The sequence below is a fragment of the Nocardioides sp. B129/18 genome (assembly GCF_055282735.1).
Map to the genome: position 1 here is coordinate 1 of NZ_JBUZJI010000043.1, position 14,217 is coordinate 14,217.

Consider the following 14,217-nt stretch of genomic DNA (forward strand, 5'->3'; position numbering starts at 1 on the left):
CCTCCGCCGCCCCGAGCGCGGCCGTCACCGCGGCCGCGCCGACGGGGTCGGCCACGGCGCTCGCGGCCAGCGCCGCGGGGCTGACGAGCGAGACGAGCTCGAGCGCCCAGGCGTCGAGCTGGTCGGCGAGCGCCGCCACCCGCGCGGCGGCGTCGAGGGCCACCTGGGTGGCGAGGCTGACGCGGCCCGCGCCGCCGGTGACCTCGACGATCGGCGCGGCGAGGATGCCGCCCTCGGGGGCGGGCGCGGGGGGAAGCGTCATCGCAGGGCTCCCGCCACGCTCGAGACCACGCCGAGCGCGGCGTCGCCCGCGGTGTGCACGGCGGTGCCGACGGCGGCGTCGACGGCGCTGCCGACCAGGCCGTGGGCGAGCCGCCCGCCCGCGGTCAGCACCGCCTGCTGGGCGTCGACGACGTCGAGGTGTGCCTCGAGCACGCGGGCGGCGACCTCGTGCAGCATCGCGACGTGGTCGAGGTCGTCGCGGCGGCGCCGCAGGGCGTCGGCGAAGGCCTCGCCCGAGGCGCCCTCCCACGACGGCGGCGCCTCGCCGGGCAGGGCGTGGGCGCGGCCGCGCAGCTCGCCCGCGCGCTCGCGCAGGCGGTGGGCGTCGTGACGCAGGGCGGTGGTGTCGACCAGCATGGAGCCTCCCCGGGCTCGACCGCCCGAGCGGCGGCGTCCACCTGTTCGCCTCCCCGCCCGGGAGGTCCGCGAACCTCAGCCGCGCAGGACTGTGGACAACCGGTCGAGCCCCGCCTGCACCTCCGCGGTCGCGCCGGCGACGCTGAGCCGCACGAACCGGCCGCCGTCGACGGTGTCGAAGTCGACGCCGGTGGCCAGCGCGACGCCCGTGCGGGCCAGGACGTCGTGGGCGAAGGCCATGGAGTCGTCGGTGAGGTGGCCGACGTCGGCGTAGACGTAGAAGGCGCCGTCGGCCGGTGCGAGGCGGGTGACGCCGAGGTCGGCGAGGCCGTCGAGCAGCAGGCGTCGGTTGACGGCGTAGCGGCGCACGTGGCCGTCGAGCTCGGCGTAGGAGGCGTCGATGAAGGCCGCGAGCGCGGCACGCTGGGCGAGCACCGGCGGGCAGATGGTGAAGTTGCCGGTGAGGACGTCGACGGCGCGGCGCAGGTCGCGCGGCACCAGCATCCAGCCGATGCGCCAGCCGGTCATGGAGAAGTACTTCGAGAAGCTGGCGAAGACCACGCCGCTGCGGCTGGTCTCCCACGCGCTGCGCGCCAGCGGCGCGTGGCCCTCGAGAGGCGCGTACTCGATGCCGTGGTAGATCTCGTCGCTGATCAGCCGGATGCCGCGCTCCTGGCAGGTGCGCGCCAGCGCGGCGAGCTCCTCGGGCAGCAGCATGGTGCCGGTGGGGTTGGCGGGGCTGGCGACCACGAGCCCGCGGACGTCGTCCGGCAGCGCCTCGACCTGGGCCACCGTCGGCTGGAAGCGGGTCTCCGGGCCGGTGGGGATCTCGACGACCTCGCAGCCCAGCGCGGCCAGCACGTTGCGGTAGCAGGGGTAGCCCGGACGGGCGATCGCGACCTTGTCGCCGTGCTCGAACGCGGCGAGGAACGCCAGCAGGAACCCGCCGCTGGAGCCGGTGGTGACGACGACGTCGTCGGCCTCGACCTCGATGCCGTGGACCCGGCGGTGGTGGCCCGCGATCGCCTCGCGCAGCTCGACGATCCCGGTGGCGGGGGTGTAGCCGAGCGGGTCGCCCGAGCGCAGCAGGCGCACGGCCTCCTCGGCCACGGGCGCGGGGGCGCCGGTGCTCGGCTGGCCGGCCAGCAGGTTCACCAGATCCCCGTGGACGCGCTGCCGCTCGGCCGCCGCGGCCAGCAGGTCCATGACGTGGAACGGCGCGACGGCGGCGCGCTGCGCGGCGGCCAGGCGACGGTCGAGGGTGCTCACCCCGGCGAGCCTAGGCGTCGCCGAGCCGCACCCGCTGGGGCAGTCCGAAGCGGGTGTGCACCCCCGGCGAGAACGCCAGGTGGTCGGGTGCGCGGTCGGCGAGCCCGGGCAGTCCCACGGAGGCGACGAGCTCGTCGTCGAGGTCGAGCAGCGTGGCGTCGTGCAGCGGCCAGCGCTGGTGCTCGTTCGGGATGCGCAGCGTGCGGCCGGCCAGGCGGGTGTGCAGTCGCCAGCGCGCGGACACGAAGTCGTCGAGGGCGCTGGCCTCGCGCTCCTCGCCCGCCGCGATCGACACCCGGCTGCGCGCCTTGACGCCCGGCCACCGCAGCTCCGCGGTGTAGGCGTGACGGGTGCCCAGCTCGTGCGGCGAGCGGGCGTAGGACATCCGGGCCCAGCGGTACGGCACCGCGAACCCGGCCCGCGCCGCCAGCACCACGGCGAGACGATCGGCGTCCAGGCTCAGGAACACGACCCCGCGGCGGCCCTGCGCGTCGACGGAGTACAGCCGCACGTTGGTCTCCAGGAAGCTGCCGAAGTACGGCACGGAGGTGCGGCGTCCGAACCCGGCGTCGACCATCCGGAACAGCACGAGACCGACGTAGGTGGCGCCGTCGTCGTGCACGTCGGGGCGCACGCCCGGCGGCATCAGGTGCGCCACCCGCTCCGGCTCGATGGCCCAGTGGAGGTAGGTGAGGTCGCACCAGTCCTGGTTCATCAAGATGGTGCCGCGCAGCGCGGGCGCATCCGGCTGGACGGGCTCGACGGGCTCGACGGGGGAGGGGACGGCCGGGGACGGGGCGGGCTCGCGTCGCCGGCCGGGGGCGAGGCGGCTCATGGGGCCATGGTGACGCGGGCGTCCAAGGCGGTGCTCACCCGCGCTGCGGGGTGATCAGGTCAGGGAGAGCTGGACGTCGTCGGGGGTGACTTCCCCTGACAACGTCCAGCTTCCCCGGATATCCGGGGAAGCTGCCCCCGGCTCCCCGCCTGCTAGCGTCCGCCCATGCTGCGCCTGAGCGTCATCGCCCCGGCCGACCTGACCCCGCGGATCCTGGCCACCTTGGAGCACGACCGGGCGGTGTCGTCGATCGTGCACCAGCCGGGGGCGGCGGTGCGGCCGCAGGGCGACGTGATCGTGGCCGATGTGGCCCGCGAGGGCGTCAACGAGCTCGTCGACCTGCTGCGCGAGTGGGGCGTGCACGAGCGCGGCTCGATCCACATCGAGCCCTCGACGACGTGGATCTCCCGCGACGGCTACGACGCCGAGCGCATCACGCCGGGCAGCAGCGCCGACGCCGTGGTGTGGGCCGACGTCACCCAGCGCGCCTACGACGAGTCCGAGCTCAACTGGACCTACGCCTCCTTCATGGTGATGGCGACGCTGCTCTCGGCGATCGCGCTGGTGCTGGACTCCCAGGTGCTGCTGATCGGGGCGATGGTGCTGGGCCCGGAGTTCGTGCCGGTGGCGGCGCTCGGCCTGGGCGCGGTGCGGCGTCGTCCGAACCTCGTGCGCCGGGCGGCGAGCACGCTCGTCGTCGGGTTCGCGATCGCGATCGCCCTCGCCACGCTCGCGGGCCTGCTGGGACGCTGGGCCGGCTGGATCGAGGTCACCGACCTCGTCGCGCGGCCCGAGACCGCGTTCGTCTACAGCCCCGATCGGTGGTCCTTCGTCGTCGCGGTGCTCGCCGGCGCGGCGGGCGTCCTCTCGCTCACCTCGGCCAAGGTCGGCGGCCTGTCGGGCGTGTTCATCTCGGTGACGACGGTGCCCGCGGCCGGCAACATCGCGCTCGCGCTGGCCTTCGGCGTGTGGCACGAGGTGGGCGGCAGCAGCCTGCAGCTGGTCGTCAACGTCGTCGGCATGGTGCTCGCCGGCTGGCTGACGCTGACCCTGCAGGACCGCGTGTGGGAGCCGGTCTCGCGGCGTCGCGCCCGCTTCCTCGCCGCGCTGCGCCACCGTCGCGGCGCCTGAGGTCAGGAACCGAGGTCAGGTGCCGGGGTCAGGCGCCGAGATCAGGCACCGGGCCCGGCGCCCTCGGCCTCGTGCACGATCCCGCGGGTGGCCTCGACGGCGCGCTCGAGGAACCCCTCGACGACCGCGATCTCCTCGGCGTCCAGCCCCGCCATCGCGCCCTGGAGGGCGGCGCCGAGCGGCCCGAAGAACGACGACGCGACGGTGCGCGCCTGCGGGTGGAGGCTGACGAGGTGCCGACGCCGGTCCTCGGGGTCGGGGGCCCGCTCGACGTGGCCCATCTGCTCGAGCCGGTTGAGCAGCGCCGAGGTGGCCGGCGCGGAGAGGTCGACGGCGGCGGCGAGGGTCGAGGGCGTCAGCGTGACGCCGGTGGCCTCGGCCTGGGCGAGGCGGCCGAGCGCGTCGACGTCGGTGGCGTGCAGGCCGTGCTGGCGGGCGAAGGTGTGGGAGAAGCGGTTGAGCTCGAGGGAGAGCTCCTGCAGCAGGACGGGCACCCGGGTGGCGGGCCGGCCACCGGGTGAGGCGCCCACCCCTTCGGTGCGCTCGCTGCTGGGCTTCCCTTGAGTCACGCCTCTATCCTTCCATCGTGGAACAAACTCGTGTGGCCTCTGACGCACCGTCGATTCTGCGCCCCCGCCTGGCCTGGATCCTGCCGGTCCTCTACCTCCTGCTCGGCGCCGCCCTCATCGGCGGCGTCGGCACCGCCCCCGTCGACCGAGGGCCCACCGACCAGCTGCCGAAGGGCTACGACTCCACCGAGGTGGCCCGCCTCCTCGACTCCTTCCCCCAGGGCGACGACCAGGTGGCCCTGGTGCTCTTCGCCTCGGACCAGCGGATCTCGGCCTCGGCCCAGGAGCAGGTCCAGCAGGACCTCCAGCGTGCCGCGGACGGCAAGGCCAGCCCCCTGCAGGCCTCCGAGGACGGCACCGCGCTCGTCGGCGCGATCCCCACCAGCTTCTCCGACGCCGGGAAGCTCGCCGACTACGTCAAGCAGCTGCGCACCGACCTGCGCACCGACCTGCCCGACGGCGTCACCGCCCAGGTCACCGGCCCGGCCGCCATCCAGGGCGACCTCGCCGAGGTCTTCTCCGGCGCCGACCTCAACCTGCTCTTCGTCACCGCCTCCGTCGTCGCGGTGCTGCTGATCCTCACCTACCGCTCCCCGGTGCTGTGGCTGATCCCGCTGCTCACCGTCGGCCTCGCCGACCAGATCGCCGCCGTCACCGCCACCCACGCCCTCACGACGCTCGGGGTCGCCTTCGACGAGTCCACCACCGGCATCCTCTCGGTGCTGGTCTTCGGCGCCGCCACCGACTACGCGCTGCTGCTCATCAGCCGCTACCGCGACGAGCTGAAGGTCATCGAGGACCGCTCCGCGGCCATGTGGCACGCCTGGAAGCGCACCCTCGAGGCCGTGCTGGCCAGCTCGCTCACCGTCATGGTCGGCCTGCTGACGCTGCTGCTCTCGGCCTTCCCCGCCACCCGCGGCCTGGGCCTGGCCTGCGCCATCGGCGTGGTCATCGGCGCCACCGCCGTCATGACGATCCTGCCCCTGGCGCTGGTGTGCTTCGGTCGCTGGATCTTCTGGCCGCGCCGTCCCGTCGTCGGCCAGGCCGTCCTCTCCGAGCAGCGCTCGGTGTGGCGCCGCATCGGCGACGCCGTCGCCGGTCGTCCCGTCGGCGCGGCCGTCGCCGGCGTCGTCGTCCTGGCGGCGCTCGCCTCGGGCCTGCTCAGCGTGCGCACCGGGCTCTCGGAGTCCGACCAGTTCATCAAGACCCCCGAGTCGATCACCGCCGCCCAGCGGCTCGAGCAGTCCTTCCCCGCCGGCACCAGCGACCCCGCGGTCGTCCTCGTGCCCGACGCGCAGGTGCAGGCCGCCACCAGCGCCCTCGACGGCGTCGACGGCGTCACCTCCGTGAAGGCCGCCGGCGACCACGACGGACGCACCCGCCTCGACGTCGTCCTGGACGGCACGCCCGGCACCGCCGCCGCCCGCGACGACGTCAAGAACGTCCGCAGCGCGCTCGAGCCGGTCGACGGCGCGCTCGTCGGCGGCACCGACGCCCAGGACCTCGACAGCGACGCCGCGTCGTCCTCGGACCGCACGCTCATCGTCCCGCTGATCCTCGTCATCGTGCTGCTGGCCCTCGGCCTGCTGCTGCGGGCGATCGTCGCGCCGATCGTGCTCGTCGTCTCCGTGGTGGCCACCTACCTGGCCGCGCTCGGCCTGGGCTGGTGGATCAGCACCGGGGTCTTCGGCTTCGACCGGCTCGACGTCGGGGTGCCGCTGCAGGCGTTCATCTTCCTGGTGGCGCTGGGCGTCGACTACAACATCTTCCTCGTCAGCAGGGCCGCCGAGGAGGCCCGCGAGCACGGCGCCGTCGAGGGCATGCTGCGGGCGCTCGCCTCCACCGGCGGCGTCATCACCAGCGCCGGCATCCTGCTGGCCGCGGTCTTCGCGGTGCTCGGCGTCCTGCCGCTGGTGGTGCTCGCGCAGCTCGGCATCGTCATCTGCGTGGGCGTCCTGCTCGACACCCTCCTGGTGCGCACCGTGCTGGTGCCGGCGATCGCCGTGCGGCTCGGCGACCGGTTCTGGGCGCCGCGTCGCCTGGGCCCCACCGCCTGACCTCGCCTCGCTGATCGCCTGATGGCCCGCCCTCACAGGCGGGCCACAGGAAGCGCTGGGGGAGGTCCCAGCCCGCCCGCGCATCGTCGTCCTCGACACCCTGCTTGAAGGACTCGAGGAGACCACGATGAGCGACACCCCGACCCCGAGCGGCAACCGCTGGGAGCCGACCGGGCCGGAGACCCAGCCGCTGCTGCCCGTCGACGCGACGCCGACGACCGCGCTGCCGCGCGACGGGGGCACGGCCGTGCTCGAGCAGCAGGCGCCGATCGCCGCGGAGGCCCCGGCCGCCGCCTGGACCCCGCCGCCGCTCGCCGCCGACGCCGGTGCTCCTCGCGCGGGTGGCGCCGCCGTCGCCGATCGCTGGCGCAGCGCCTCGGGTCGCACCCGCTGGACCGCCGGGGCGCTCGGCAGCGTGCTGCTGGTGCTCGGCCTCGGCGGCGCGGGCTTCGCGATCGGCCGGGCCAGCGCGCCCGACGGCGGCGACACCGGCCGGTTCGGCCAGAACGGCCAGCTGGGCCAGAACGGGCAGCTGGGCCAGAACGGGCAGCTGGGCCAGAACGGGCAGCTGGGCCAGAACGGCTTCCCAGGCGGCGGACGCGGGTTCGACCGGGACGGCGACGGCGACGGTGGACTCGGCGGGCTGAGCCAGCAGGGCGTCCCCGGCCAGCAGGGCCAGCTCCCGGGCCAGCAGGGCCAGCTCCCGGGGGCGCCTGGCGTCCCCGGTGATCTGGACGGCGACGGCCCCGCCCTCCCCGGTCAGCAGGGCCTCCCCGGCCAGCAGGGCCAGCAGCAGGGTCAGCAGCAGGGTCAGCAGCAGGGCGACTCCTCGGGATCCGCCGGCAGCACCGGCACCACCACCGGCTGGTTCGTCGTCGACGCGACGAACGCCTGAGCAGCCGATCGCAGCGAGAGACCCGAGAGACCCGAGGACCAGCCATGACCATGCTCGCTCCCCGTCCGGTGCCGGCCTCCGCGCCGGAGCCCGGTCCGAGGCCCGGCGCGCGCCGCGCGACCCGGCCCGACGTCCGCCTCGACGCCCGTGCGCGGCTCGACGCCGCCGTCCGCCTCGGCGGGGTGTGCGCGCTGTGGGGCTCGCTGCTGCTCGTCACCTACTGGTGGGCCACCGGCCACGGCATCCAGGACCTCGGCGGCTGGGCCACCGGCCTGGTGTCGGTGGGACGCCTGACCGGCCTGTGGGCCTCGGTGCTCCTGCTGGTGCAGGTGCTGCTCATGGCCAGGATCCCGGTGCTCGAGCGGGCCGTCGGCCAGGACGACCTCGCCCGGCTGCACCGCGTCGCGGGCTTCACCAGCTTCACCCTGATGCTCGTCCACATCGCCCTGATCACCTTCGGCTACGCGGCGGGCTCGCTCGCGGCGACGCCGGCGATGGCCTGGGACCTCACCGTGAACTACCCCGGCATGCTGCTGGCGGTGGCCGGCACGGCGTGCCTGGTGATGGTCGTCGTCACGAGCATCAAGGCCGCCCGCAGCCGGCTGCGCTACGAGTCGTGGCACCTGCTGCACCTCTACGCCTACCTCGGCGCCGGCCTCGCGCTGCCGCACCAGATCTGGACCGGCCAGCAGCTGGCCTCCTCCCCGGGGCGCGCGGTGTTCTGGTGGACCGCCTGGGGTCTCGCGGCCGGGTCCGTCGTGGTGTGGCGCGTGGGCCTGCCGCTCGTGCGGACGCTCCGGCTGGGCCTGCGGGTCACCTCCGTGGTGCCCGAGGCGCCCGGCGTGGTGTCGGTCTACGTCGCGGGTCGCGGCCTGCGCACGCTGAAGGTCGAGGCGGGCCAGTTCCTCACCTGGCGCTTCCTCGGACGCGCGGGCTGGACCCGCGCCAACCCGTTCTCCCTCTCCGCCGCGCCCGACGGCGCCAGCCTGCGCATCACCGTCCAGGACGCTGGCGACGGCTCGTCCTCGCTGGCCGCGCTGCGACCCGGCACCCGCGTGCACGTCGAGGGTCCCTTCGGTCGGCTCTCGGCCCGGGCGCGCACCACCCGCGGCGTGGCGCTCATCGGCGCCGGCGTCGGCATCGCGCCGCTGCGGTCCCTCGCCGAGGGCCTGGAGTACGAGCCCGGCGAGGCCGCGATGCTCTACCGGTTCACCGACCACCCGCTGTTCCGCGCCGAGCTCGACGCGCTGGGTCGCGAGCGCGGCCTGCAGGTGGTGCCGCTGCCCGGACGCCGTCGTCGCGACGGCTCCTGGCTGGGCGACGGCGTCCCGGCCCACCTCTCCGACGTCGACGCCGCCCGCGGGTGGGTGCCCGACCTCCTGGAGCGCGACGTCTACCTCTGCGGCCCGGTCGTGTGGACCGAGATGGTGCGCCGCGACCTCCTCACCGCCGGGCTCCCGCCCGAGCGGCTCCACGACGAGACCTTCGGCTGGTGACCCGGATGCGACGCATCGTCCTCTCCCTCATGAGCACCCTCACCGTGGTGGTGCTGCTCTTCGGCTACCGCACCTCGACCTCGGCGACCATGGCCGCCGAGCAGGGCGCGGCCGTCACGCCCATCACCAGCGGCGGCGAGGCCGCCGCGCCCGAGGGCGGCGCGGGCTCCGGCTCCTCGGGCGGCTCCTCGGAGTCCGCGGACGGCTCGGACGGCTCGGGCTCCTCGGACGGCTCGGGCGGCTCGGGCGGCTCGGGCGGCACGGCCTCGGACGCCCCGCAGGCGGCGACCGGCGGGTCGTCGGGGTCGTCGGGCTCGTCGGGCTCCACCTCGTCGAGCACGAGGACCTACACCGGCGACGTCGCCCAGACCCGCTGGGGCCCGGTGCAGGTGGCCATCACGGTGGCGAGCGGGAAGATCACCGAGGTCGCGGTGCCGCAGTATCCGAACGGCAACCCGAAGGACCAGCAGATCAACGCCTACGCGCTGCCGATCCTCGTCCAGGAGACCACCCAGCAGCAGAGCGCGCAGATCGACATGGTCTCCGGCGCCACCGTCACCAGCGAGGGCTACCTCGCCTCGCTGCAGAGCGCTCTGGACCAGGCGGGGCTGTGACGTCCGCCTCCCACGCCATCACGGCGACCGCGGGACGCTGGCGCGCCGTCGAGCAGGTCATGGGCCTGCCGGTGTCGGTGGTGCTGCGCGGGCGTCACGCCGGTGACGACGTCGCCCGCGCGGCCTGGGCGACGCTCGTCGCGGAGCTGCGCGACCTCGAGGACCTGTTCACCACCTGGCGTCCGGACTCGCCGATCAGACGCCTCGGCCGCGGCGAGCTCGTCGTCGAGGACCTGCCGCCGGCCCGGGCCGCCCTGGTGCGGGAGGTGCTGGCGATCGGCGAGCAGGCGCGCCGGGAGTCCGACGGCGCGTTCGACGTCCGGCGCCCCGACGCCTCCGGCGCGCTGGTGCTCGACCCCAGCGGCGTGGTCAAGGGCTGGGCGCTGCAGCGCGTCGCCCGCCACCTGCACGCCCTGCCCGACACCGACTCCTGCCTCGGCGGCGGAGGCGACCTGGTCTGCCACGTGGTGCGCGCCGACGCCGAGCCGTGGCGCATCGGCGTCGAGGACCCCGCGGACCCGGACCGCCTCGTCGCCACCGTCCCGCTGTCGCACGGCGCCATCGCCACCAGCGGTCTGACGCATCGCGGCGCCCACGTCGTCGACGCCCGCACCGGCCGCGCCCCCACCGTGGTCGCCTCGGTGACGGTGGTCGCGGCCGACCTCACGACCGCCGACGTCGACGCCACCGCCGCGCTGGCCCTGGACGCCGACGCCGCCGCCTGGCTGCGCTCGCGCGGCCGCACCGGCCTGGTGGTCGGCGTCGACGGCTCGGTCGAGGTGATCGGCCCGTCGGCCTGATCCACGCCGGGTCAGGGCAGGCGAGACCGACCGAGGTCAGGCGAAGCTCTCCCCGACAACCGTCGGTCTCCCCGGTCGACCGGGGAAGCTGCCCCTCACTCCAAGGACGCGTTCGCCGACGACGTGACAGCCCGCAGCAGCGTCCGCAGCTGCCCCATCTGGGCGACGTCGAGGCCGAGCATGTCGCCGGCGCGGCACTGGACGTCCTCGAACTGCGAGGCCAGCGCCCGACCGTCGTCGGTGAGGCGCACCTGCACCGAGCGCTCGTCGGCCAGGCTGCGGCGGCGCTCGAGGAGGCCGGCGGTCTCGAGGCGTCGCAGGAGCGGGGTGAGCGTGGCGTGGTCCAGGCGCAGGGACGTGGCCAGGTGCTTGATCGGGACGCCGTCGCCGTCGTCGGGGTCCTCGGCCGCGAGCACCACGAGCACGAGGTACTGCGGGTAGGTCAGCCCGAGCTCGCCGAGGATCGGCCGGTAGGCGGCCGTGACGGCGCGCGAGGCGGCGTAGAGGTCGAAGCAGAGGAGCGGGGCGAGCGGGTCCATCGACTCCAGGGTGACGTCTCCGCCGGGGTGTGCCGAGCCGGACGGGCTCGATGTGTGCTGGATCACGGGACCATCATCTCCTGCCAACGCTTGTCGTGCACGCACATCTTGTGCACACTATAAATCGTCGACGCGAAGTCCGCAGGAGAACGCACCGACACCCGATCCACCCGCGACCGACCGCCGGTCGACGCGGACGCCCGACGCAGATCCGACACTCGAGAGGAACCGACGATGCCCACTCGCACCGCCCGCACCGCCTGGAACGGCACCCTGAACGACGGCTCCGGCCAGGTCGAGCTCACCAGCTCGAAGGTCGGCACCTACGACGTCTCCTTCCCCAAGCGCGCTGCTGACGACGCCGACGGCACCACCTCGCCCGAGGAGCTCATCGCCGCGGCCCACTCGGCCTGCTACGCGATGCAGTTCTCCGCCCTCATCGCCGAGGCCGGCGGCACGCCGCAGGCCCTCGACGTCAAGGCCGACGTCTCGCTGGGCCCGGACTCCGCCGGCGGCTTCAAGCTCACCGGCATCGCCCTCACCGTCCGCGGCGAGGTCGAGGGTCTCGACGAGGCCGGCTTCAAGCAGGCCGCCGAGGCCGCCAAGGCCAGCTGCCCGGTCTCCAAGGCGCTCACCGGCGTCGAGATCACCCTGGACGCCGCGCTCGAGAGCTGAGCCGCGCCGCGCGCCCGCAGCGGCGCGCCCCCGCGCACCGGCCCCGTCCTCCGCGACCCGGAGGGCGGGGCCGGTCACGTCTGCGGATCTGGCTGTGAGCTGCGGCTGAGCTGTGGCTGAGTTGTCCTGAACCGCTGGCATCTCCACCCGGAAGGGTGGACGATGGTCCTGGCCCCACCGCGGCTCCGCGGGTGTGATCCCGGACTGACATCTGATCGCCACCTGTGCGCCGCGACCGGTCACGGCCCCGACCCCTCGTGCCCGGCGTCGGGGCCGTGGCACGTCCGTGACCTCCCGGCGTCGGCGTCGTTGACCCTCACGAGCCGGCATCACGGCACCGCGACGTCACATGGGGTGCGCCGCGAGACCGCGTCGGCCCTCCTCCCCCGGGAAGCCTCGCGACCCCGGCCCACGGGCCGGGGTCGCAGCACGTCCGGGTCAGCCGGGGAGCCACCGGTCTCAGCCCGGGAGCAGCGCCGTCCAGGTCAGGGTCGTCCCGGCGCCCGCGGCGGAGACGACCCGCAGCGTTCCGCCGCGACGCTCGGCGCGGTGCCGCATGTTCGACAGGCCGCTCTCGACGACGTCGGGCGGCAGACCCTGGCCGTCGTCGCCGATGCGCAGCCGCACCCGCGGCGGTCCGTCGTCGTCGGACTCCACGGCCAGCTCGACGCTGACGCGGGTGGCGTCGGCGTGCCGGCTGGCGTTGGAGAGCGCCTCGCCGAGCACGGCGAGCAGGTCGGGGGCGACGTCGGCGTCGACGAGCGAGCGCACGGGCCCCTCGAAGCGCAGGCTCGGACGGAACTTCAGCGTCGCCGCGGCGCGGTCGACCAGGCGGGTCACCTCGGCCTGGATGTCGTCGGAGGACGGCGCGGCGCCGAGGGCGAAGATCGAGCGGCGGATGTCGCGGATGGTGTCGTCGAGGTCGTCGACGGCCTGGTCGAGCCGGGTGCGCTGCTCGTCGTCGGTGGCGGTGCGGGCCAGCCCCTGCAGGCCCAGCCCGACGGCGAAGAGTCGCTGGATCACCAGGTCGTGCAGGTCGCGGCCGATGCGGTCGCGGTCCTCGAAGAGCGCCAGGAGCTGCTGGTCCTCCCGGCCGCGGGCCACCTGCAGCGCCAGCGCCGCCTGCTCGGCGAAGCTGGCCGGCAGCGTGGGGTCGAGGGAGTGGTAGTCGTCCTCGCGACCGGCCGTCCACGCCAGGGCCAGCGCCCCCTCGGTGCCGGTGCTCGAGCCGAGCGGCACGACGATGACGGGCCCGAGGCTGGGCCAGCCCAGGGGCTGGGAGACGTCGACGGCCCGGGGGTCGGTGGCGAGGTCGTCGACGGCCATCGGCTCGCCGGTCGCCACGACGCGCGCGGCCAGCGAGCGGTCGAGGCGGACGCCGCGCATCGCGTCGGGATCGGCCGCCTGCCCCGAGACCACCCGCAGCACCAGCTCGGAGGGGTCCGAGCCGACGGCCACCCAGGCGACGTCGGCGTGGGCGCACTCGCGGGCGCGGTCGGCGATGAGGTGCAGCGGGTCGCGTCCGGGCTCGGGGCGCGAGAGCAGCGAGGTGATCTCCGCGGTGGCCTCCAGCCAGCGCTGCCGGCGCGCGGCCTCCTCGTAGAGCCGGGCGTTCTCGATGACGACGCCGGCCGCCGAGGCCAGCGCCACGACGACCGCCTCGTCCTGGGCGGTGAAGTCGCCGCCGCCGCGCTTCTCGGTGAGGTAGAGGTTGCCGAAGACCTGGTCGCGGGTGCGCACCGGCACCCCGAGGAAGGAGTGCATCGGCGGGTGGTTCGGCGGGAAGCCGTAGGACTCCGGGTGGGCGGCGATGTCGGAGAGCCGCAGCGGCTCCGGGACGTCGATGATCAGCCCGAGCAGGCCGTGGCCGCGGGGCAGGTCGCCGATCCGCGCGACCTCCTCGGGGCTGACGCCGTCGTGGACGAAGGTGCGCAGCCGCTTGGTCGGGGAGTCGGGGCTGAGGACGCCGAGCGCGGCGTAGCGGGCGTCGACCAGGCGTCCGGCGCTGGTGACGATGCGGCTGAGGACGCCGTCGAGGTTCAGGTCGGCGCCGAGGGCGACGACGGCGTCGAGGAGCAGCTGGATGGCCTCCCGCTCGTCGACGACCTCCTGGACGCGCTCGAGGACCTCCCGCAGCAGCTCGTCGAGCTCGGGGACGCGCTCGGGCACGTCAGAGGTGGTGCTTGGTCGCGAAGATCGCGGCCTGGGTGCGACTCGTGAGCCCGAGCTTGCCCAGCAGGGAGGAGACGTAGTTCTTCACGGTCTTCTCCGCCAGGAACATCCGCTCGGCGATCTGCCGGTTGGTGAGGCCCTCGCCGATGAGCTCGAGGATGCGCTGCTCCTGGGAGGTCAGCTGCTCGAGCTCGGGGTCGGTGGCCGGGCCGTTGCGGACCCGCTCGAGCACCTGGGCGGTGACCTGGGGGTCGAGCGTCGACTGGCCCGCGGCCACCCGGCGCACGGTGTCGATGAGGTCGTGGCCGCGCACCTGCTTGAGCACGTAGCCCGCGGCGCCGGCCATGATCGCGGCGAACAGGGCGTCGTCGTCGTCGTAGCTGGTGAGGATGAGCGCGGCGATGCCGGCGTCGCGCGAGCGGATCTCGCGGCACACGTCGACGCCGGAGCCGTCGGGCAGCCGGCCGTCGAGGATCGCGACGTCGGGGCGCACCGCGGGGATCCGGCGGATCGCCTCCTCGGCGAG

The 14,217-nt window shown here is 74.9% G+C and carries 15 protein-coding genes; 7 read left to right on the plus strand and 8 right to left on the minus strand.

The window, feature by feature from the left end; genetic code table 11:
- From ACZDWJ_RS19130 to ACZDWJ_RS19145, 4 genes are all read right to left on the minus strand, one after another.
- The coding region (locus tag ACZDWJ_RS19130; RefSeq protein ID WP_463523680.1) for a hypothetical protein at positions 1 to 262 on the minus strand (262 nt) is incomplete at its 3' end.
- Positions 259 to 639 (minus strand): hypothetical protein, encoded by a 381-nt coding sequence (locus ACZDWJ_RS19135; RefSeq protein ID WP_463523682.1) that lies wholly within the window; start codon positions 637 to 639, stop codon positions 259 to 261. The genes ACZDWJ_RS19130 and ACZDWJ_RS19135, both read right to left, overlap by 4 nt.
- 75 nt (positions 640 to 714) lie before the next feature.
- Positions 715 to 1,908, minus strand: coding sequence for a pyridoxal phosphate-dependent aminotransferase (locus tag ACZDWJ_RS19140; protein WP_463523684.1), 1,194 nt, complete (start codon positions 1,906 to 1,908; stop codon positions 715 to 717).
- Between the two features lie 10 nt (positions 1,909 to 1,918).
- Positions 1,919 to 2,743: a YqjF family protein gene (locus tag ACZDWJ_RS19145; RefSeq protein ID WP_463523686.1), complete on the minus strand. Its 825-nt coding sequence runs from the start codon at positions 2,741 to 2,743 to the stop codon at positions 1,919 to 1,921.
- Between the two features lie 165 nt (positions 2,744 to 2,908).
- Between ACZDWJ_RS19145 and ACZDWJ_RS19150 the strand changes: the two genes are divergently transcribed.
- Positions 2,909 to 3,874, plus strand: a complete 966-nt coding sequence (locus ACZDWJ_RS19150) for a DUF389 domain-containing protein (RefSeq protein ID WP_463523688.1) — start codon at positions 2,909 to 2,911, stop codon at positions 3,872 to 3,874.
- Between the two features lie 41 nt (positions 3,875 to 3,915).
- Here the strand turns inward: ACZDWJ_RS19150 and ACZDWJ_RS19155 are convergent, their stop codons facing one another.
- The gene (locus tag ACZDWJ_RS19155; protein WP_463523690.1) at positions 3,916 to 4,443 is read right to left on the minus strand and encodes a MarR family winged helix-turn-helix transcriptional regulator; all 528 of its coding nucleotides are present in this window, start codon (positions 4,441 to 4,443) and stop codon (positions 3,916 to 3,918) included.
- Positions 4,444 to 4,460: 17 nt separating this feature from the next.
- On the opposite strand from ACZDWJ_RS19155, the gene ACZDWJ_RS19160 reads away from it, so the two are divergent.
- The 5 genes from ACZDWJ_RS19160 to ACZDWJ_RS19180 all read left to right on the plus strand — a co-directional run bounded on the left by ACZDWJ_RS19160 (position 4,461) and on the right by ACZDWJ_RS19180 (position 10,305).
- Positions 4,461 to 6,500 carry an MMPL family transporter gene (locus ACZDWJ_RS19160; protein ID WP_463523692.1) on the plus strand — a complete coding sequence of 680 codons (2,040 nt, stop codon included), beginning with the start codon at positions 4,461 to 4,463 and terminating at the stop codon, positions 6,498 to 6,500.
- A 127-nt stretch (positions 6,501 to 6,627) separates the two neighbouring features.
- Entirely contained in the window at positions 6,628 to 7,395 is a 768-nt protein-coding gene (locus tag ACZDWJ_RS19165) for a hypothetical protein (protein WP_463523694.1), read from the plus strand.
- 44 nt (positions 7,396 to 7,439) lie between these two features.
- A complete protein-coding gene (locus tag ACZDWJ_RS19170) occupies positions 7,440 to 8,891 on the plus strand; it encodes a ferredoxin reductase family protein (protein WP_463523696.1) in 1,452 nt (483 codons plus the stop codon).
- 5 nt (positions 8,892 to 8,896) lie between these two features.
- Positions 8,897 to 9,505 carry an FMN-binding protein gene (locus tag ACZDWJ_RS19175; RefSeq protein WP_463523708.1) on the plus strand — a complete coding sequence of 203 codons (609 nt, stop codon included), beginning with the start codon at positions 8,897 to 8,899 and terminating at the stop codon, positions 9,503 to 9,505.
- Entirely contained in the window at positions 9,502 to 10,305 is an 804-nt protein-coding gene (locus ACZDWJ_RS19180) for an FAD:protein FMN transferase (RefSeq protein WP_463523698.1), read from the plus strand. The genes ACZDWJ_RS19175 and ACZDWJ_RS19180 overlap by 4 nt, the downstream gene beginning before the upstream one ends.
- Before the next feature lie 95 nt (positions 10,306 to 10,400).
- Here ACZDWJ_RS19180 and ACZDWJ_RS19185 read toward each other — a convergent pair whose 3' ends face one another.
- Positions 10,401 to 10,910 (minus strand): MarR family winged helix-turn-helix transcriptional regulator, encoded by a 510-nt coding sequence (locus ACZDWJ_RS19185; RefSeq protein WP_463523700.1) that lies wholly within the window; start codon positions 10,908 to 10,910, stop codon positions 10,401 to 10,403.
- Between the two features lie 168 nt (positions 10,911 to 11,078).
- On the opposite strand from ACZDWJ_RS19185, the gene ACZDWJ_RS19190 reads away from it, so the two are divergent.
- On the plus strand, positions 11,079 to 11,519 hold the full coding sequence (locus ACZDWJ_RS19190) for an OsmC family peroxiredoxin (protein ID WP_463523702.1): 441 nt from the start codon (positions 11,079 to 11,081) through the stop codon (positions 11,517 to 11,519).
- 459 nt (positions 11,520 to 11,978) lie between these two features.
- Here the strand turns inward: ACZDWJ_RS19190 and ACZDWJ_RS19195 are convergent, their stop codons facing one another.
- On the minus strand, positions 11,979 to 13,688 hold the full coding sequence (locus ACZDWJ_RS19195) for a GAF domain-containing sensor histidine kinase (RefSeq protein WP_463523704.1): 1,710 nt from the start codon (positions 13,686 to 13,688) through the stop codon (positions 11,979 to 11,981).
- A 1-nt stretch (position 13,689) separates the two neighbouring features.
- Positions 13,690 to 14,217 (minus strand): LuxR C-terminal-related transcriptional regulator (locus ACZDWJ_RS19200; RefSeq protein ID WP_463523706.1); only part of this gene is annotated, 528 nt, incomplete at its 5' end.

What these genes read in the sequence shown, in the direction of transcription:
- ACZDWJ_RS19170 (WP_463523696.1), top strand. Translation starts at nt 7,440, where the DNA reads ATGACCATGCTCGCTCCCCGTCCGGTGCCGGCCTCCGCGCCGGAGCCC.
- ACZDWJ_RS19190 (WP_463523702.1), top strand. Translation starts at nt 11,079, where the DNA reads ATGCCCACTCGCACCGCCCGCACCGCCTGGAACGGCACCCTGAACGAC.
- ACZDWJ_RS19165 (WP_463523694.1), top strand. Translation starts at nt 6,628, where the DNA reads ATGAGCGACACCCCGACCCCGAGCGGCAACCGCTGGGAGCCGACCGGG.
- ACZDWJ_RS19150 (WP_463523688.1), top strand. Translation starts at nt 2,909, where the DNA reads ATGCTGCGCCTGAGCGTCATCGCCCCGGCCGACCTGACCCCGCGGATC.
- ACZDWJ_RS19145 (WP_463523686.1), bottom strand. Translation starts at nt 2,743, where the DNA reads ATGAGCCGCCTCGCCCCCGGCCGGCGACGCGAGCCCGCCCCGTCCCCG.
- ACZDWJ_RS19135 (WP_463523682.1), bottom strand. Translation starts at nt 639, where the DNA reads ATGCTGGTCGACACCACCGCCCTGCGTCACGACGCCCACCGCCTGCGC.
- ACZDWJ_RS19175 (WP_463523708.1), top strand. Translation starts at nt 8,897, where the DNA reads ATGCGACGCATCGTCCTCTCCCTCATGAGCACCCTCACCGTGGTGGTG.